Source organism: Streptomyces sp. NPDC027663, assembly GCF_055566415.1.
This window is the reverse complement of record NZ_JBVHSK010000020.1, coordinates 88,539-109,410: the sequence shown is the minus strand read 5'-3', so window position 1 is coordinate 109,410 and position 20,872 is coordinate 88,539. Positions and strand designations below refer to the sequence as shown.

At 76.1% G+C, this 20,872-nt stretch carries 2 protein-coding genes; both read right to left on the bottom strand.

The annotated features are described in order from the left end of the window. Window positions 1-54: 54 nt before the first annotated feature. The gene (locus tag ACZ4SF_RS34460) at window positions 55-390 is read right to left on the bottom strand and encodes an MbtH family protein (RefSeq protein ID WP_468392363.1); all 336 of its coding nucleotides are present in this window, start codon (window positions 388-390) and stop codon (window positions 55-57) included. Then, window positions 387-20,864, bottom strand: coding sequence for a non-ribosomal peptide synthase/polyketide synthase (locus tag ACZ4SF_RS34455; RefSeq protein ID WP_468392361.1), 20,478 nt, complete (start codon window positions 20,862-20,864; stop codon window positions 387-389). The genes ACZ4SF_RS34460 and ACZ4SF_RS34455 overlap by 4 nt, the downstream gene beginning before the upstream one ends. Window positions 20,865-20,872: the final 8 nt, after the last annotated feature.

Sequence of the window (20,872 nt, the reverse complement as noted above, 5' to 3'; positions counted from 1 at the left end):
TGCCGGGCCGGCACGGGTGCGGCCGGCCCGGCGTGCGGGAGCGGTGGAGCCGGCTCAGGCGCCGGCGTTCTCCATGCGTTCGCGCAGGCTCTTGGGCCGCATGTCGGTCCAGACCTCGTCGACGTAGGCGGAGCACTCGGCCTCGGTGCCCTCCTTGCCGACGGGCTGCCAGCCGGCGGGCACCTCGATGTCGGCGGGCCAGAGGGAGTACTGCTCCTCGTCGTTGCGCAGCACCTGGTAGCGGGTGTTCTCGTCCATGTCGCCTTCTTTCGTCGTGCGGTTCGGATGGTCGGTGGGGTCGTCGTGGTGGGCGGTCGGGGCGCGGGGAGCGCGAGGGCCGTGCCGGGCGGTCCGCCGGGGCGGTGCCTCGCGGGGCGGGATCGTCGTCACCGGCCTCCCCGGGCGTGCCGGGCGAGGTGGCGCAGGGCCTCGGCGAATTCCTCGGCCACCCGGCGCACGGTCGCGGTGTCATGGATGCCGGGCCGGTGGTGCCAGGTGAAGGCGAGCCGGCCGTGCTGCACCGCGCCCACCACCTCGACCGGGTGCGAGCCGGGGTCTCGGGGATCGTGGTCCTGCCCGAAGGAGCCGTGTTCGGCGCGGACCAGTCCGCCGCCCTGCGTCTCGGGGCGGGCGTCCCACTGGCCGAGGTAGTTGAGCACCACCTGGCTGTGGGCGTGGGCGCCGAGACGCCGGCGCACTTCCGGCGGGCCGAAGGTGCGCAGGGCGCCGTAGCCGATGCCGTTGCCGGGTACGGCGCGCAGCTGGCGGCGCACCGACTTCACCAGGGACCGCCAGTCGCGGTCCGGTCCGAGGTCGCCGGGGTCGGGGACCTGGACGGCGACCGGGTAGACGGTGGTGAACCAGCCGACTGTGCGCGAGAGGTCGACGCCGTCGAGCAGGTCCTCCCGGCCGTGGCCCTCCAGGTCCACGCGGACCCGGTCGTGTCCGGTCCAGCGGGCCAGCGCCAGGGCGAGGGCGGCGAGCAGCACGTCGTTGACCCGGGTGCGGTAGGCGGTGGGCGCGGCGCGCAGCAGGGCCGTGGTGTCGTCCTCGCCGAGTTCCACGCCGACCGTGGCGGCCGGTCCGGCCTCGGGTGCCGGGTCCGGGTCCGGGTCGACCGGTCCGACCTCGGGTGCCGGGTCCGGGTCGGCCGGGCCGGGTTCGGCGTCCACCGTCTGCTCCCAGTGCGGCAGTTCGTGGTCGAGGCCGCCCTCGGCGACGTGGGCGGCCAGGCGCCGGGACCACTCACGGAAGCTGGTGCCGCGCTCCCCGAGCGTGACCGGGTCGCCGTCGAGGGCCTGCCGGTAGGCGGTCTCCAGGTCGTCGCGCAGGATGCGCCAGGAGACCGCGTCCACCACCAGGTGGTGAGCGACGAGGAGGAGGAACACGGGCCGGTCCGGGCCTCCCGTGAACAGGGCCGCCCGCAGCTGCGGGCCGTGGGCCAGGTCGAAGCTCGCGTGCAGTTCGTCGCCGGCCTTCGCCATGGCCGCGTCGGCCTCCTCGGCGGACAGCCCGGTGAGGTCGTGCCGGGCGAGGATCTGGTGGCCGGTGGCGGGCGGCGGGTTGAACTGCCGCCAGCCGTGCTCGTCCCGGGTGAAGCGCATGCGCAGGGCGTCGTGGTGCTCGAGCAGGGCGTCGAGCGCGGCACGCAGCGCCTGCGGGTCGGGGGTGCCGTCGAGTTCCAGCAGCGCCGACTGGTTGAAGTGGTGGTGGGCCGCGCGGGGAGTGGTCAGGAACCACTCCTGGATCGGGGTGAGCGGGACCTCGCCGGTCACCGGGCCTTCGGCGGCCCGCCGGGGCGCGGTGCGGGCCACGGTGGCGAGTTCGGCGACGGTCTGGTGGGTGAACAGGTCGCGGGTGGCCACGTGCAGGCCGTCGCGGCGCAGCCTGGAGACGACCTGCATGCTCAGGATGGAGTCGCCGCCGAGCGCGAAGAAGTTGTCGTCGGCGCCGACCTCTTCGATGCCGAGCACATCGGCCCAGATGCGGGCGATACGGCGCTCGGTGTCGGTGCGGGGGGCGGTCCGCGGTCCGTCACCGGCCTGGGCGGGCCCCGGCGCGGGCAGCGCGCGCCGGTCTGTCTTGCCGTTCGGGGTGAGCGGCAGCCGGCCGAGCGAGACGAAGACCGACGGCACCATGTGCGGGGGCAGCAGCCCGGCCAGGTGCACCCGCAGTTCACCGACGGGCAGCGCGGACCCGGCGGGTGCGGTACGGGGGGACTGGGGGCCGGACGCTGCCGTCCCGGAGGAATCGGGACCGGACAGCGCCGTCCCGGAGGAATCGGGACCGGACGCTGCAGTTCCGGAGACCTCGGGGCGGGAGACCTCCGGGCCGGAGACCTCTGGGCCGGAGACCTCTGGGCCGGAGACCTCTGGGCCGGAGGGACCGGTGCCGGAAGACCCGGTGCCGGGTGTTGCGGTTCCGAAGACCTCAGGGCCGGAGACTTCGGTACCGGACGGCGCGGGGCCGGAAAGTCCGGTGCCGGAGGGACCGGTGCCGGACGGCGCGGGGCCGGAGAGTCCGGTGCCGGGCGGTGCCGTGGCGAGGGATTCGGTGGCGGACGGCTGCGCCGGTACGACGTAGGCGACGAGCCGGGCCGGCGTGCCGGGCGTCTCCCCCGCACGTACGACCACGACGGCGTCCCGCACCAGCGGGCTGCGGCGCAGTGCGCTCTCGATCTCACCGGGCTCGATGCGGAAACCTCGCAGCTTGACCTGGTCGTCGGCGCGCCCGGCGAACCGGAGCCGGCCGTCGGCGCTCCAGCGGACCAGGTCCCCGGTGCGGTACATCCGCTCCCCCGGCGCGCCGAACGGGTCGGGCAGGAACCGCTGGGCGGTGAGTCCCGGCCGGCCCAGGTAGCCGCGGGCGAGGCCGGGCCCGGCGATGTACAGCTCGCCGGTCACGCCGGGCGGTACGGGGCGCAGGGCGGCGTCCAGCACATGGACGCGGGTGCTGCCGGAGGGGCGGCCGATGGGCGGGGCGCCGGTGCCGGGGGTCAGCGGACCGGTCCAGGTGGCGACGACCGTCGCCTCGGTGGGGCCGTAGGAGTTGATCATCCGGCGGCCGGGGGCCCAGGTGTCCACCAGGTCGGCCGGGCAGGCCTCCGCTCCCACGATGAGGGTGCGCAGGCGGGGCAGGGCGGCGGCGGTCTCCGGCGGGACGGTGGCCAGCGCCGCCGGGGGGATCAGCGCGTGGCTGACGCGCCGTTCGGCGAGCACCTCCGCCAGCCGTTCCCCGACCAGCGGCCCCTCCTCGCCCGTCACCAGCGCGGCCCCGCTGAGCAGGGAGACGCACAGTTCCAGCACGGAGGCGTCGAAGCTCGGGGACGCGAACTGGAGCACCCGGTCGCCGGGGCCCGCCGCGTATCGCTCGGCGGCTGCCGCGGCGAAGGAGGCGAGGCCGCGGTGGGTGACGACGACGCCCTTGGGGGTGCCGGTGGAGCCGGAGGTGTAGATGACGTAGGCGGGGTGGGCGGGGGTGAGCGCGGTGGTGCGGTCGGTGTCCGTGGGCGCGGTCTCCGGTCCGTCGGCGGACCACACCTCGGCCGGGTCGCCGAGGACGAGGTGGGCGCCCGCGTCCCGGATCATGAACGCGCGGCGCTGCTCCGGGTAGTCGGGGTCCACGGGAAGGAACGCGCCGCCGGCCTTGGCGACGGCGAGTTGGGCCACCACGGTCGCCGCCGAGCGGGGCAGCGCGAGGGCCACCACGCGCTCCGGTCCGACGCCGTCCCGGACGAGCCGGTGGGCCAGCCGGTTGGCGGCCCGGTCGACCTCGGCGTAGGTCAGCTCGCGGTCGCCGTCGGACAGCGCCACGGCGTCCGGGGTGCGGGCCGCCTGCCGTTCGAACAGGGCGGGCAGGGTCGTCCCGGGCACCGGCGGGAAGGTGCCCTGGCCCTGGTCCAGCAGGGCTTTCAGCTCGTCGTCGGAGGTCAGCGGCAGGGCACCGAGCGGGCGGCCGGGGTCCTCGGCGACGGCGTGCAGCAGGGTGCCGAGCTGTCCGGCCATTCGTTCCGCCGTGGCCGGATCGAAGAGGTCGGTGTTGTAGGTGAGCAGGGCGTGCAGGGTTCCGGAGCCGGCCTCGGCGAACTCCAGGGTGAGGTCGAACGCGGCCTGCTCCGACTCCGGTTCGATGTCGGTGACGTCCAGGCCGGGCAGGTCGAGGGCGGCGGCCGGGGTGTTCTGGAGGACGACCATCACCTGGAACAGCGGGCTGCGGCTGGTGTCGCGGACGGGCTGCACCTCGTCCACCACACGTTCGAACGGCACGTCCTGGTGGGCGAAGGCGTCGAGGACCGTCTGCCGTACGTCACCGAGGAACCCGGTGAACGTCCGTTCGGACCCGGCGCGGGAGCGCAGTACCAGGGTGTTGACGAAGAACCCGACGAGGGACTGGGTCTCGGGCCGGTCGCGGCCGGAGGTGACGGTGCCGACGGCGATGTCCTCGGTGCCGGAGAGCCGGGCGAGGTAGGCCTGGGCGGCGGCGACGAGCGTGGTGAACAGGGTGGTGCCGTGGTCCCGGGCGAGCCGGGTGAGCCGCCGTACGGTCGGGGCGGGCACCACCAGGCGGGTGGTCGCACCGGCGGTGGTGCGCACCGGCGGCCGGGGCCGGTCGGTGGGCAGCTCCAGCGGTGTGGTGTCGGCCAGTTGCCCCTTCCAGTAGGCGAGGTGCTCGTCGGCTTCGGTGTCACCGGCCGTGCGCTGCCAGTGGGCGTAGTCGGCGTACTGCACCGGTAGCGGCGGCAACTCCGTGTCGTCGGCGTCGAGTTCCGCTCGGTAGAGGTGGGCGAGGTCGCCGAGCAGGACGGAGGTGGACCAGCCGTCGGTGACGATGTGGTGCAGGGCGAGGGTGAGGACGTGGTCGTGCGCGGCGAGCCGGGCCAGGCCGGCTCGCAGCAGCGGGCCCTCGCGCAGGTCGAAGGGGCGGGCGCGCTCGTCGGCGAGCAGCCGGCGCAGCGCGGATTCCCGGTCCGTGCCGGCGAGACCGGACAGGTCGTGCACGGGCAGCGGCACGTCGTGCGGCGGGTGGACCCGCTGGATGCCGTGTCCGTCGACGCTGTCGAAGGTGGTGCGCAGCGACTCGTGCCGGGCCACCACGGCGCCGAGGGCGGCGCGGAGCGCGCCGGTGTCCAGGGTGCCGCGCAGCCGCAGGGCGAGCGCGGTGACGTACTCGGCGCCGCCGGGTTCGAACTCGTGCAGGAACCAGAGGCGTTGCTGGGCGTGGGACATCGGCGCGACCGCGTCGCGGGCGACCGGTACGAGCGCCGGGCGGCCGGAGCCCCGCCGGTCGCCGAGCAGGCGGGCCAGGGCGGCCGGCGTGGGGTGGGTGAACACCGCGCGTGGCGTGAGGTCGGTGTCGAAGGCCTCGGCGAGGCGGGAGGCGAGCCGGATGCTGAGGATCGAGTCGCCGCCCAGCTGGAAGAAGTCGTCCTCCACGCCGGGCTGTTCGCTGCCCAGCACCTCACCGAAGACGGCCGCCGTGCGGCGCTCGGCCTCGGTCCGGGGCTCGACCCGTGTACGGCCCGGCAGCTCGTCCGGTGCGGGCAGGGCGGCCCGGTCGACCTTGCCGTTGCGGCTGAGCGGGAGGGCGGCGAGCGGGACGACGGCGGCCGGGACGAGGTAGTCGGGCAGGGTGCGGGCGGCGAAGGCCCGCAGCTCCTCCCCGTCCTGGCCGGCCGGTCCGACGACGTAGGCCACGAGCCGCTTGGCGCCCGGGCGGTCCTCGCGGGCCAGGACGGCCACGTCCACGACCTCCGGGTGGGCGGCGAGCGCGGCCTCGACCTCGCCGGGCTCCACCCGGAAGCCGCGGATCTTCACCTGGTCGTCGGCGCGGCCGAGGAACTCGACGGTGCCGTCCGGGCGCCGCCGGGCCAGGTCGCCGGTGCGGTACATGCGGGCGCCGGGCGGACCGAGCGGGTCGGCGAGGAAGCGGGCCGCGGTGTCGCCGGGGCGGCCGAGGTAGCCGCGGGCCACGCCCTCGCCGGCCAGGTACAGCTCGCCCGGGCATCCGGGCGGTACGGGCCGCAGCCGGGCGTCGAGGACGTGCGCCCGCATGTCGTCCAGGGGACGGCCGATGGGGACCGTGCCGGGCACCGCCGCCGGGTCGGTGAGGGCGCAGGAGGTCGCGAAGGTGGTGGTCTCGGTGGGTCCGTAGCCGTCCACGACGGTCAGGCCGGGGCAGGCGGCGAGCACGCGGCGCACGGCCGGTGCCGGTACGACGTCACCGCCGGTCCACACCTGCGCAAGGCCCCGGAAGCAGTCGGGGGCGTCCTGCGCGAGCAGCCGGAACAGTCCGGCGGTCAGCCACAGCGCGGTCAGTCCCCCGTCGGCGGCCAGCCGGCGCAGCAGGGCCGCGTCGACGCTCTCGCCCGGGGCCACGACCACGCAGCCGCCGTTGAGGAGCGGCGCCCACACCTCGAAGGTGGCCGCGTCGAAGGCGACCGGCGAGTGCAGCAGCACCCGGTCGCTCACACCGCCGGCGAACCGGCCGTCGGTGGCCAGCGCCGCCACGTCCCGGTGCCGCACCGCGACCGCCTTGGGCAGCCCGGTGGACCCGGAGGTGAACATGACGTAGGCCAGCCGGTCGGGGTCGGCGGGCGGCAGCGACTCCGCCACGGGCCCGGCAGGCTGCGGGGCGGCCGGCACCGGTTCCGCGAGGGCCCCGGCAGGATGCGCGGCCGGCGCCTGATCGGCCGTGTCCCCCGCACCGTGCGGCAGCAGGCCGGAACCCGGGAGCGAGGACGACTCCTCCGCCGGTTCCGGACCGGCAGGGTGCGCGGGCGGCGCCTGATCGGCCGTGGCTCGGCCGCGTGCGGTGCTCACCTCGGCGGCGGTGAGGCGGACGGTCGCGCCCGCCTGGGCGAGCAGGGTGTGGCGGCGTTCCTCGGGGGCGCGGGGGTCGACGGGGACGTAGGCGCCGCCGGCGAGGAGCACCGCGAGCTGGGCGACGACGAGTTCGGTGGAGCGGTCCATCAGCAGTGCCACCCGGTCCTCGGGGGCCAGCCCGTCGGCCAGCAGTCGCCCTGCCAGGGAGTGGGCCCAGTCCCGCAGTTGACGGTACGTCAACTGACGGTCGCCGTCGTGGACCGCGGGCGCGTCCGGGGTGCGGCGGGCCTGCTCGGCGAACAGCTCCACGGGGCTGCGCGGGGCGGCCCGGCGGGCGGTGGTGTTCCAGGCGGCCAGCAGCTCGCGGTCGGCCGGGGTGAGCAGGTCCAGGTCGGCCAGGTTCGTGTCGAACCCGTAGGCGAGGGCGGTGAGCAGGCCGGCCAGCCGGTCCGCGGCGCGCTCGGCGGTCGCCGGGTCGAACAGGGCGGGGTCGTAGGCCAGGTCGAAGCCGAGCCGTTCGGCCAGGTGGGCGCGGAGGCACCAGGGGAAGGTGGTGGCGTCGTCGGCGCGCACCTCCTCGACCCGGACGCCCGTGCGGGCCGTCGCCGACTCGTCCACGGGGTAGTTCTCGAACACCAGCATGCTGTCGAACAGCGCCTCGCCGGAGGGGACGTCGGCGACGGCCTGGATGCGGGACAGGGCCAGGAAGTCGAAGCGGCGGGCGTCGCTCTGCCGTTCCTGGAGGTCGCGCAGCCACGGCAGCACCGGGCCGGCGGGTATGCGGACCCGGGCCGGCACGGTGTTGATGAACATGCCGATCATGCCTTCGACGCCGGGCAGTTCGGCCGGGCGGCCGGAGACGGTGGTGCCGAACACCACGTCGTCCCGGCCGCTGGAGCGGGCCAGCAGCAGCGCCCAGGCACCCTCGACCACGGTGTTGACGGTCACTCCGGCGCGGGCGGCGGTCTCCCTCAGCCGCTGCGAGACCTCGGCGTCCAGCGTGTGGTGGACGGCGGCGGCGGAGCGGGCGCGGTGGGCCTCGGCGGGCGTGCGGTCGTACGGCAGCGGGGTGCGGGCGGTGAACCCGGCGAGGGCGTCGGCCCAGTGCCGTTCGGCCGCCGTCTCGTCCTGCTCGCGCAGCCAGTGCAGGAAGTCCGCGAAGGGCCGCCGCACCGGGGGCGCCGGGTCCGGGCCGTCGGTGAGCGCCGCGTAGCGTTCGCACACCTCGGTGAGGAGCTGCCCGGTGCTCCAGCCGTCGAGGACGATGTGGTGGGTGGACCACACCAGCAGCACCTCGTCGCCGGGCAGTGCGGCCAGGGTGAGCCGGGTGAGCGGCGCGATGGTGAGGTCCATGCCGGCCGCACGGTCGGCGGCGAGCAGCCGCTCGGTGGCCTCGGCGCGCTCGGCGGGGGTGAGTGCGCGCCAGTCGAGGTGGGTGACGGGCAGCTCGGCACGGCGGTGGACCAGCTGGACCGGGTGGGGCAGGCCGTGCCAGTGGACGCTGGTGCGCAGTGCCGGGGTGCGGTCGGCGACCTGCTGCCAGGCGGCGGCGAAGGCCTGGGGGTCGGCGACGCCGGACAGCCGTACGGCCGTACGGTCGAAGTAGGCGTGCTCGGTGTCGACCAGGCCGTGGAAGAGCATGCCGGACTGGAGCGGGGTGAGCGGCAGGACGTCCTCGGCGTGCCGGCCGGTGCCGACGAGCCGGTCCAGCTGGTCCTGGCCGAGACCGGCGAGGGGGAAGTCGGAGGGGGTGCGGCCGCCCGCCCCGGATCCGGCGCAGTGGGTCACGATCTCCCGCAGGGCCTCCAGGGTGTCCTCGGCGAGCCGGCGGACGGTGGCCCGGTCGTGGACGGCCGGCGGGTAGGTCCAGCCGAGTTCGAGGCGGCCCTGCTGGACCACGCCGGTGACGTCCAGGACGTAGGGCCGGGGCTCGTCCGGGTCGGTGTCCCGGCCGGCCGGGGGCAGGGCGCCGCGGAGCAGGCCGCCGGTGCCGGTGCCGTCGGTGTCCCATCGGCCGTGGTAGTTGAAGCCGACCTGCGGTGCGGGGGCCGCGGTGAGCGGGCTGCCGGGCACGAGGTGGCGCAGGGCGCCGTGGCTCAGGCCGTGCAGCGGGACCGCGCGCAGTTGCTCCTTGACGGAGCGGAGGGTGTCGTGCCAGCCGGCGTCCGGGGCGACGCGCAGGGCGAGCGGGAACTCGGCGGTGAACCAGCCGACGGTCCGGGACAGGTCCATGTCCGCGAACAGTTCCTCCCGGCCGTGGCCCTCGACGCCCAGCAGCACCGTGTCGCGTCCGCACCAGCGGGCCAGGGTGCGGCCGAGAGCGCTGAGCAGGACGTCGTTGACCTGGGTGCGGTAGGTCTCGGGGACCTTGCGCAGCAGGGCGTCGGTCGTCTCCGCGTCCAGGGTGACCGTGAGGGTGGCGGCGGTGCCGTGGGTGTTCGGGCCGGACCGGCCGGCGGGCAGCTCGGCGCGGGCCGCGGCGGAGCCCGTCCAGTACGGCAGGTCGGCGTCGAGTGCGCCGGAACGGGTGTGCCGGTCGAGCCGGACGGCCCACCGGCCGTAGGAGGTGCCCGTGGCGGGCAGTTCGACGGGCCGGCCGTCCGCCGCCGCCCGGTGGGCGGTCTCCAGGTCCGCGAGCAGGATGCGCCACGAGACGCCGTCGACGACCAAGTGGTGGGCGGTGAACACCAGTTGCCCGGACCGGCCCTGGCCCCGGTCGAAGAACAGGACACGGACCACCCGCCCGCCGGCGGGGTCCAGGGCGGACTGCGCCTCGTCCGTGAGCCGCTGGACCTCGGTCTCCAGCGCGGTGTCGTCCAGCGCGGCCACGTCGTGCCGGGTGAAGACGCCTTCCGGTGCCTCCGGCAGCACGTCCTGGCGCCAGCCGTCGGCGGTGCGGCGGAACCGGGTGCGCAGGGCGGCGTGGTGGCGCACGAGGGCATCGGTGGCGGTGCGGAGCGCCGGGCCGTCGGCGCCGGGGGCGAGTTCCAGACGCTGCGTCATGGTGAACCGGAGGCGCTGCCCGGGCTCGCGGCCGTCCAGGTACCAGTGCTGGATGGGGGTGAGCGGTGCCTCGGCCGGCTCCTGTGCGGCGGCCGGGCCGGGGGCCGGCTCGGTGACCCGCAGGGCGAGTTCGGCGACGGTCTGGTGGCGGAAGACGTCCTTGGTGGTGAGGGCGAGTCCGGCCTGCCGGGCGCGGGAGACGATCTGGATGCTGAGGATGGAGTCGCCGCCGAGCGCGAAGAAGTTGTCGCGGGCGCCGACGCGTTCGACGCCGAGCACCTCCGCCCAGATCGCGGCCAGGCGTTCCTCCGTGCCGGGCCGGGGGGCGACGTACGGGGTGGTGCTGTCGGGCTGGGCGGGCGGGGCGGGCAGGGCGCGCCGGTCGGTCTTGCCGCCGGTGGTGCGGGGGATCCGGGTGAGCGGGACGAACGCGGCGGGCACCATGTGGTCGGGCAGGGTGCGGCGCAGCGCGAGGCGCAGGGCGTCGGCGGACGGGACACGGCCGGCGACGGGCACCACGTATCCGACGAGCATGCGGCGGCCGGCGTGTTCGCGTGCGGTGACGGCGGCGTCGGCGACGTCCGGGTGGTCCAGGAGTGCTGCCTCGACCTCGCCGGGTTCGATGCGGAACCCGCGGATCTTGACCTGCTCGTCCACCCGGCCGAGGAACTCCAGCAGCCCGTCCCGGTCCCAGCGGGCCCGGTCGCCGGTGCGGTACATGCGCTCTCCCGGCGCCCCGAAGGGGTCGGCGAGGAAGCGGGCGGCGGTGAGGCCGGGCCGGTTCAGATAGCCGCGGGCCACCTGGGTACCGGCCAGGTACAGCTCGCCGGGTGTCCCGGGGGGCACCGGGCGCAGGGCGCCGTCGAGGACGTAGGCGCGCAGGTTGCCGCCGGGGCGGCCGATGACCGGACGGTCGGGCCGGTCGGCGCAGCGGCCGTAGACGGCGTCGACGGTGGTCTCGGTGGGCCCGTACATGTTGTACACCGCGATGCCCAGGTCCCGCTCGGCGCGCACGAGTTCGCTCCAGCCGGCCGGGGTGACGGCCTCGCCGCCGACGAGCAGCAGGCGCGGGTGGTGACGGCCGGGGGCGAGCATGCCGGCGGCGGTGAGTTCGCGCAGGAAGGACGGGGTGACGTTGACCAGGTCGAGGTGGTGGTCGGTGACCTGGCCGCAGAACGCCTGCGGGTCCAGGCGGGTGTCCTCGTCGATCAGGTGGACCTCGTGGCCGAGGGCGAGGAGCAGTGGTCCTTCCCAGGAGGTGTCGAAGGAGAAGGAGGCACTGAGCGCGGCCCGCAGCCGCCGTCCGCCGGTGGTGTGCGGGGCGAGGAGGCCCGCACGGTGGTCGTGGCAGAGGTTGACCAGCTGCCGGTGTTCGACGGCGACGCCCTTGGGGCGGCCGGTGGAGCCGGAGGTGTGGACGATGTAGGCGGTGTGCTGCGGCAGCAGGGGGCGGACCCGGTCGGCGTCGGTCGGGTCGTGGGCGGGCAGCCGGTCCCAGGGCACCGCAGCGAGGCCGGTCAGCAGGAGGGTGTGGGGGCGGGCGTCGGCGAGGAGGAACTCCTGCCGTTCCGCGGGGAGTCCGGGGTCCAGGCAGAGCAGGGTGGCGCCCGCCTTGAGGACGGCGAGCAGCGCCACCATCAGGTCGGAGGTGCGCGGGAGCCGTACGGCGACCACGTCCTCGGGTCCTGCACCCCGGGCGATGAGGTGGTGGGCGAGCCGGTTGGCCCGCGTGTTCAGCGCGGTGAAGTCCAGGGTGGTGTCGCGGGCGGCCAGGGCGGTGTGTCCCGGGGTCCGGGCGGCCTGGGCCTCGAACAGGGCCGGGAAGGTGGTGTCGGGCTCGGGCAGCCGGGCGCCCTGTCCGTGGCGGAGGACCTGGCGGCGCTCGTCCTCGGTCATCAGCGGCAGGCTGCCGACGGTCTGTCCGGGGTCCGCGGCGGCGGCCTCCAGCAGGGTGCGCAGCCGGGCGGCCAGACGTGCGGCGGTGTCGGCGTCGAACAGGCCGGTGTTGTACTCCAGGTGGCCGGTGAGGCCGTCGTCGCCCTCCACGAAGTCGAAGGCGAGGTCGAAGGTGGCGGTGCGGACCGGCGGGACCATCGGCTCGGCCGTCAGGCCGGGCAGCCGGGGCGGCTCGGCGCCGAGGTTGTGCAGGGCGACCATGACCTGGAACAGCGGGGTGCGGCTGGTGTCCCGCTCGGGCTGGAGGGCGTCCACCACCCGCTCGAAGGGCACCTCCTGGTGGGCGAACGCCTCCAGGACGGTGGTGCGCACCTCGGCCAGCAGTTCCCGGAAGGACAGGCCGGGGCGGATCCGGGCGCGCAGCACCAGCGTGTTGACGAACATACCGACCACGTCGTGCAGTTCGGGCCGCTCGCGGCCGGCGGTGACGGTGCCGACGGTGACGTCCTCCTGGCCCGCCCAGCGGGCGAGCAGGGTCTGGCAGGCGGCCACCAGCGCCATGTAGAGGGTCGCGTCGGCCTCCCGCGCCCGTTCACGCAACCGCTCGGTCAGCGCGGCGGGGAGGGTGAAGGTGACCAGGGCGCCGTCGCGGGTGCGGACGGCCGGGCGCGGCCGGTCGGTGGGCAGTTCCAGCGGGGTCACGCCGTCCAGGGCCCGGCGCCAGTGGGCGAGTTCGGCCTCGGCGCGGTCCGCGCGGGAGCGCTGCCAGGAGGCGAAGTCGCTGTAGCGGACCGGCAGTGCGGGCAGTTCGGGGCTGCGGTCCGCCAGGGCCGCCGCGTACAGCTCGCTCAGGTCGCGGGCGAGTACGCCGATGGACCAGCCGTCGGTGACGATGTGGTGCACGGCCAGGACGAGGACGTGCTCGTCGGTGGCGAGCCGCGCCAGGCGGGCCCGCAGCAGAGGCCCGGTGGCCAGGTCGAAGGGGGTGGACGCTTCCCGGTCCAGGAGGTCGTCCAGGGCGGCGCCGTCCGGGAGGTCCGTCACCGGGAGGTTCACGGGCCGGGGCGGGTGGACGGTCTGCCGGGCCTGGCCGTCGTGTTCGGCGAACGTGGTGCGCAGCGCCTCGTGCCGGGCGACCAGACCGTCCAGGGCGGTGCGCAGGGCGGCGCTGTCGAGCGTTCCGCGCAGCCGCAGCACGGACAGGGTCGTGTACTCGGTGCTGCCCGGCTCGAACCGGTCGAGGAACCACAGGCGTTGCTGGGCGTACGACAGCGGCGCCGGGGCGTCCGGGGCGGTGGCCGGGATGGTGTCGGCGGTGTCCGCGTCGCGGGGCTCGCCCAGCGCGGCGGCCAGGTCGGACAGCGTGGAGTGGGTGAACAGCAGCCGGGGTGAGACGTCCGTGCCGAAGGCGGCGCGCAGCCGGGAGGTGACGCGGACGGCGAGGATGGAGTCGCCGCCGAGGGCGAAGAAGTCGTCGTCGGCGCCGGCCTCGTCGGTGTCCAGGACGTCCGTCCAGGCGGCGGCGACCAGCCGCTCGGCCGGGGTGCGCAGCGGGGTCCGCGTGCCGTCGGCGGCGAAGCCGTCGGGGCCGGGCGCGGGCAGGGCGCGCCGGTCGAGCTTGCCGTTGACGGTGAGCGGCAGTGCGGCCAGCGGCACGTAGGCGGCCGGCACCATGTGCGCGGGCAGCAGTCCTTCGAGGTGGGCGCGGAGTTCGGCGGCGGGCGGGGGCGCTGCGGCGCGCTCCCCGGTGCCGGTGCCGACGACGTGGGCGACCAGCCGGCGGGTCCCGGCGGTGTCCTCGTACACGCCGACGGTGGCGGCGCCGACGCCCGGGTGGCTGTGCAGGGCGGCCTCGATCTCGCCGGGTTCGATGCGGTAGCCGCGGATCTTCACCTGCTGGTCGGCTCGGCCCAGGTACTCCAGTGTGCCGTCGGCCCGCCAGCGGGCCAGGTCCCCGGTGCGGTACATGCGGGTGCCGGGCCGCCCGAAGGGGTCGGCCGGGAAGCGGGTCGCGGTCAGGCCGGGCCGGTTCAGATAGCCGCGGGCCAGGCCCTCGCCGGCGACGAACAGCTCGCCGACGGCGCCCGGCGGCACCGGCTGCAGGGTGTCGTCGAGGACGTAGAGCCGCAGGTCGGGGATGCCGGTGCCGATGGGGCTCGCGGCGTCGGGGCGGGCGGTGGAGCGGTCCAGCGCGGCGTGGGTGACGTGCACGGTGGTCTCGGTGATGCCGTACATGTTCACCAGGCGGGGCGCGGTGTCGGGGTGGCGGGCGTACCAGTCGGCGAGCCGGCTCACGTCGAGGGCCTCGCCGCCGAATATCACCGTGCGCAGCGCCAGCCGATCGCCGACGTCCGGGAGTTCGGCGTCCGCGCGGATCAGCGGATAGAACGCGGACGGGGTCTGGTTGAGGACGGTGACCTTCTCGTCGGCGAGCAGGCGCAGGAAGTCCTCCGGGGAGCGGGCGGTGTCCTCGGGGACGATCACGAGCCGGCCTCCGTGCAGCAGCGGGCCCCACAGCTCCCACACCGAGAAGTCGAAGGCGTAGGAGTGGAACAGGGTCCACACGTCGTCGGGCCCGAAGCCGAACCAGTGCCGGGTGCGGGTGAACAGCCGGACCACGTTGGCGTGCGGGACGACGACGCCCTTGGGGCGGCCGGTGGAGCCGGAGGTGTAGATGGCGTAGGCGGGGCTCTCGGGCAGGGCACGCCCGGCCGGGCCGGCTGCCGGGCGGCGGGCCAGGCCGGCGCGCACGTCCGGGTCGTCCAGCAGCACGCGGGGTATGTCCTGCGGGCCGGCCGCGGTCTGCCGGACGGTGACGAGCGCGACCGGTTCGGCGTCGGCGAGCAGGTGCCGGACGCGCTCCGCGGGCAGCCCGGGGTCGATGGGCAGGTAGGCGGCGCCGGTTCTGAGGACGGCGAGGACGGCCACGACGAGGTCGGTGGAGCGGGGCAGCGCGAGGGCCACGAACGTCTCCGGTCCGGCGCCGAGTTCGGCGAGCCGGTGGGCGAGGCGGCCCGCCCGGGCGTCCAGGGTGGCGTAGTCGAGCCGCTCGTCACCGCAGACGACGGCCACGGCGTCGGGGGTGCGCGCGGCCTGGGCGGCGAAGAGGGCGTCCAGGGTGTCGGCGGGTCGGCCGGCCTCGGTGCCGTTCCAGTCGGCCAGCATCCGCTGGCGCTCCTCGGCGGTGGTCCAGGCGAGGGCGTGCACGGGCCGGTCGGGGTCGTCGGCGAGTTCGGTGAGCAGCAGGCACAGCCGGCCGGCGAGATCGCGTACGGTCGCGGCGTCGAACAGCTCCGGGTCGTAGGCGAGGTCGAAGCCGAACCGCTCGCCCTGGTAGGCCCGCAGCACCAGGGGGTAGTTGGTGGCGTCGCGGGAGGAGACGTCCACCAGGCGTATCCCGGTCGCGGCGGAACGTGTCTCGTCGAACGGGTAGTTCTCGAAGGCCACCATGCTGTCGAAGAGCGCGCTGCCGGCCGGCACACCGCTCAGCGAGGTCAGCTCGGCGAGGGACACCGCCGCGAAGCGCCGCGCCTGCGCCTGTTCCTCCTGGAGTTCCCGGAGCCAGGCGGCGGCACTGCGGCCGCCGTCCACACGGACGCGGGTGGGCAGGGTGTTGATGAACATGCCCACCATCGACTCCGCGCCGGGCAGGTCGTCGGGGCGCCCTGAGACGGTGGTCCCGAACAGCACGTCCCGCTCGGCGCTGTAGCGGGACAGCAGCAGCGCCCAGGCGCCCTGCACGACGGTGCCGAGGGTGAGCCCGGCCGTCCGGGCGGTGCGGGCCAGCCGGGCGGAGACCTCGTCGGACAGCGTGGCGGTGTGCACGCCCGCGGACCGGGTCTCGTGAGCCGGGCGCCGGACGCGGTCGACGGGCAGCGGGGTGGGCGTGGCGAACCCGTCGAGGACGGTCCGCCAGTGCGCGTGCGCGGCCGCGGAGTCCTGCCCGGCCAGCCAGCGCACGTAGTCGCCGAACGGCCGGCGCGCCGGTGGCCGGGGTGTGGCGCCGGTGGTGAGCGCGGCGTACTCCTCGAACACCTCGGTGAGCACCTGGGCGAGGCTCCAGCCGTCCAGGATCAGGTGGTGGGAGGTCCACAGCAGGTGCAGCCGGGCGTCGGGCAGCCGGACGAGGGTGAGCCGCATCAGGGGTGCCGTGCCGAGGTCGAGACCGCGTGCCAGGTCGTCGGCGCGCAGCCGCGCCAGCCGCTCGTCCCGCTCCGCCGCCTCCAGCTCGCGCCAGTCCAACCGGGTGACGGGCACCTCGACTCGGCGGTGCACGGCCTGGAGCGGCACCGGTACGCCCTCCCACACCACCGAGGTGCGCAGGGCGGGGGTGCGGTCGGCCACCCGCTGCCAGGCCAGGGCGAGGGCGTCGGGGTCGGTCACGCCCTCCAGCAGCAGTGCGGCCTGGTCCACGTACACGTCGTCCGGTCCGCCGACCAGGCGGTGGAAGAGCATGCCCTCCTGGAGCGGGGTGAGCGGCAGCAGGTCCTCGACGTCCCGGCCGTCGCCGGCGAGCCGGTCCACGCCTGCCTGGTCGAGGCGGGCCAGCGGGAAGTCGGAGGGGGTACGGCCGCCCGCGCCGGGCCGGGCGCAGTGCCCGGCGATGGCGGCGAGCGCCCGCACCATGGCCTCGGCCAGGTCCCGGACGGTGCCCTCCCGGTGCACCTGGTCGCTGTAGTGCCAGGTGATCTCCAGTTCGCCGTCGGCCACCAGGGCGGACACGTCGAGCAGGTGGTCCAGCGGCGCGCCGGGGTCCATGTCCCGGCCGGGTACGTCGGCGACGGGCGCGAAGTCGCCTCCGGCGGGCGCCTCCCACTGGCCGTGGTAGGTGAAGCACACCTGCGGGAGCGGCCGTTCGGCGAGGGCGCGGGCCTCCGGCCGGGGTGAGCCGAGGTGGCCCAGCGCCTGGTGGCCCAGGCCGCGGCGGGGCACGGCCCGCAGCCGTTCCTTGACGGACTTGAGGGTGGCTGCCCAGTCGTCCGGGCCCGCCGGGGCCAGGGTGACCGGGTACTGGGTGGTGAACCAGCCGACCGTGCGGGACAGGTCGGCGCCCCCGGCCAGGTTCTCCTCGCGGCCGTGGCCCTCCAGGGCGACCGTCACCCGGTCGGCGCCCGTCCAGTCGGCCAGCACCCGGCCCAGCGCGCTCAGCAGTACGTCGTTGACCTGGGTGCGGTACACGCCCGGCACCCGGCGCAGCAGCGCCTCGGTGGTGGCCCGGTCCACCCGGGTGCGGACGGTGCGCACGGAGCCGGCGAGCGGGGTGCCGGGGAGGTCGACGGGGAGCGGAGTGCGGGGCGCCGCCGCCTCCTGCGTCCAGTGGGGCAGGTCGTCGTCGAGGTCGCCGGCCCGGACCCGGTCGGCCAGGGTGTGCGCCCAGTCGGCGAACGGAGTGTGCTCGGGTTCCGGCCGCGGTTCCTCGCCGGCGGCCGCCTGCCGGTAGGCCTGCTCCAGGTCGGTGAGCAGGATCCGCCAGGAGACGCTGTCGACCGCCAGGTGGTGGGCGGTGAGGAACAGCCGCGGGCGCGCCCCGCCGGTCAGCAGGGCCGCGCGCAGCAGGGCTCCGGTGGCCGGGTCCAGGGCCGCGCGGGCGGCCTCGGCGGCCTCGGCGGGTGGGGTTCCGCGGTCGTGGCAGGTCAGGAGTCCGGTGGCCGGGCCGGTGCCGGGGTGCTGCCGCCAGGTGCCGTCGGCGCGGGTGAAGCGGGTGCGCAGGGCCGGGTGGCGGGCCACCACGGCGTGCAGCGCCCGGTCCAGGGCCCGCGCGTCGAGGTCGTACGGCAGGTCGAGCAGCATCGACATGCTGAAGTGCCGCAGCGGGCCGTGCGTGGCGAAGAACCACTCCTGCACGGGGGTGAGCGGGGCGGGTCCGTCCTCGTGCGGACGCCGGGGGGCGGGCACGGCGGCGGTGCGGCGGGACGCGGCGGCGGCCAGGTCGGCGACCGTCTGGTGGCGGAAGACGTCCTGCGAGCCGATGTGCAGGCCGGCGGCGCGGGCCCGGGAGACGGCCTGGATGCTGAGGATGGAGTCGCCGCCCAGCTCGAAGAAGTTGTCGGTGACACCGACCCGGGCCACCCCGAGCACTTCGGCCCAGATGCCGGCCAGGGTCTCCTCGTCGGGGGTGCGCGGGGCGACGAACTCCCGCTCCTCGGTGGTGCTTTCGGGCTTCGGCAGGGCGCGGCGGTCCAGCTTGCCGCTGGTGGTCAGCGGCAGCGCGTCCAGCGGGGTGAAGGAGGACGGCACCAGGGCGTCGGGCAGCACCTGGCGCAGGGCCGCCCGCAGGTCGGCGGGGGCGGGCCGGTGCGTGCCGGGCGCGGGGACGACGTAGGCGGCGAGGCGGGTGTGGCCGTGCGGGTCGGGCAGGGCGACGACCGCGGCGGCGGCGACGGCGGGCAGCGCGAGCAGGACGGCCTCGATCTCGCCGGGCTCGATGCGGTGGCCGCGCACCTTGACCTGGTCGTCGGCGCGCCCGAGGTAGTCGAGGCGGCCGTCGGCGGTCCAGCGGGCCAGGTCGCCGGTGCGGTACATCCGCTCCCCCGGCCCGCCGAACGGGTCGGGCAGGAAGCGGGCCGCGGTCAGACCCGGCCGGCCGGCGTAGCCCCGGGCGAGCTGGGCGCCCGCGAGGTACAGCTCGCCGCCCACACCGGGCGGCACCGGCTGGAGCCGGTCGTCCAGCACGTACGCCCGCACCCCGGGCAGGGGGCGGCCGACCAGCGGGCGGTCCCCGCCGTCGATGCGGCAGGACAGTGCGTCGACCGTGCATTCGGTGGGGCCGTAGAAGTTGTGGGCGGCCACGTCCGGGTGGGCGGCCAGCTCACGCCAGAGCGCGGGCCCGACCGCCTCGCCGCCGAGCATGAGGACCCGGGGGCGGTGCCGGGGGTCGGTGAGCAGTCCGGCGGGCAGCAGCTGCCGCAGGTAGGACGGGGTGACGTCGAGGAAGTCGATCCGGTGCGCGACGACGTACTCGACGAGGGCGGCCGGGTCCATCCGGGTGACCTCGTCGACCAGGTGCAGCGGGTGGCCGTCGGCCATCAGCAGCACGCCCTCGAGGGAGGTGTCGAAGGAGAAGGAGGCGGTGAGCGCGACCCGCAGCGGGCCGCCGCCCGCCTCGGCGACGAAGCCCGCCCGGTGGGCGGCCAGCAGGTGGGCCGCCGCGCGGTGGGAGACGGCGACGCCCTTGGGGCGGCCGGTGGAGCCGGAGGTGTAGATGACGTACGCCGTGTGGTCCGGGTCCAGCGGGGCGCGCCGGTCGGCGTCGGTGGGATCGGTGTCCGGGGTGGTCGCGGGCACGGCGCGCAGGGCCGCCTCGTCCAGCACCAGGGCCGGGCGGGCGTCGTCCAGCAGGAACCGGACCCGCTCCTCGGGCAGGGCCGGGTCCAGCGGGAGGTAGCCGGCGCCGGACTTCCACACGGCGAGGATCGCGGTGATCACGTCGGCGGTGCGCGGCAGCCGCAGCGCGACCAGCCGTTCGGGGCCGGCCCCCTGGGCCATGAGGTGGTGGGCGAGCCGGTTGGCGCGGGCGTTGAGCGTGCCGTAGTCCAGCCGTTCGCGCCCGGCGACGAGGGCGAGGGCGTCGGGGGTCCGGGCCGCCCGGCGCTCGAACAGCTCGCGGTGGGTGGTGCCGGCCGCGGGCAGCGGGGCGGGGTTCCAGTCGTGGACGACCCGCCGGATCTCCTCCCCGGACAGCAGGGGCAGGCTGCCCAGCGGGCGGTCCGGGGCGGCGCAGGCGCCCTCCAGCAGGCGTGTCAGCTGTCCGGCCATCCGCTCGGCCGTCGCCGCGTCGAACAGGTCGGTGCGGTACTCCAGCAGACCGGTCAGGCCGTCGCCGTCCGGCACGAACTCGATGCTCAGGTCGAAGGTCGCCGCCTGCCGGGGCACGGTGACCGGGGTGGTGACGAGCCCGCGGGGAGCGGTCGCGGCGGGCGGGTCGGGGTGCAGCAGGACCATCACGTCGAACAGCGGGTTGCGGCCGGCCTCGCGGAGTGCGCCCACCGCCTCCACGATCCGCTCGAACGGCGTGTCGCCGTGGGCGAAGGCGTCACCCACCGTCTCGGCCGCCCGGGCCAGCAGGTCGCGGAAGGAACCGGAGGCGTCCACCGGGGTGCGCAGCACGACGGTGTTGACGAAGAACCCGACGGTCCGCTCCAGGTCGGTACGGGACCGGCCGGGCGTGAGGGAGCCGACGGTGATGTCGTCCTGGCCGGACCAGCGGGCCAGCAGCGCCTGGGTGGCGGCGACCAGGGCGGTGTGCAGGGTGCTGTGCTGTTCCCTGGCGAGGTCGCGCAGGCGCGCGGCCAGCCGGGCCGGCACGGCGAAGGTGTGGACGGCGCCCTCGCCCGCCTCCTCGCCGCGCCGCGGCCGGTCCAGGGGCAGCTCGGGGGCCACCGCTCCGGCCAGCTTCCCCTTCCAGTGGGAGAGTTCGCCTTCGAGGCGGGCGCCCGACAGCTGGGCGCGCTGCCACACCGCGAAGTCCGGGTACTGCGTGGCCACGGGGGGCAGCTGCGGTGCGGCGCCCTGCGCGAGGGCGTCGTAGGCGGTGCACAGCTCGTCCAGGACCACGCCCATCGACCAGCCGTCCGTGACGATGTGGTGGGCCGTCAGCAGCAGGACGTGTGAGGTCGCGGACTCGCGCAGCAGCAGGGCGCGCAGCAGGGGCCCGTGCCGCAGGTCGAAGGGGCGGGCGTACTCCGCCTGCAGATCCGCGTCCAGGTCGCCGGCGTCCCGGACCGGCAGCGGCACCGGGCCCGCCGGGTGCACGCGCTGCGCCGGGCGGCCGTCGGTCTCCTCGAAGGTGGTGCGCAGGGCCTCGTGCCGGGCCACGACGGCGGCGAGGGCCGCACGCAGCGCCTCGTGGTCCGGTGCACCGGTGAGGCGGACCGCGACCGCGCTGTTGTAGCGGGCGTCGCCGGGCCGCAGCCGGTCCAGGAACCACAGGCGCTGCTGCGCGAAGGACAGCGGCAGCGGGCGGTCACGGTCGGCGCGCGGGATGCGCGGCCGGGCCGCCGGGGCGGCGCCGCCGGCCGCCCGGCCGGCGAGCCGCCGCCGCAGCGCGTCCCGCAGCTCGTCGGGCAGGGCCTCGGCACGGTCCCGCAGGGAGGGCCGGTCGGGCCGCGCGGAGCCGGAGGGGTGCGAAGGGGTCGAAGACGTCATGGTCGTCG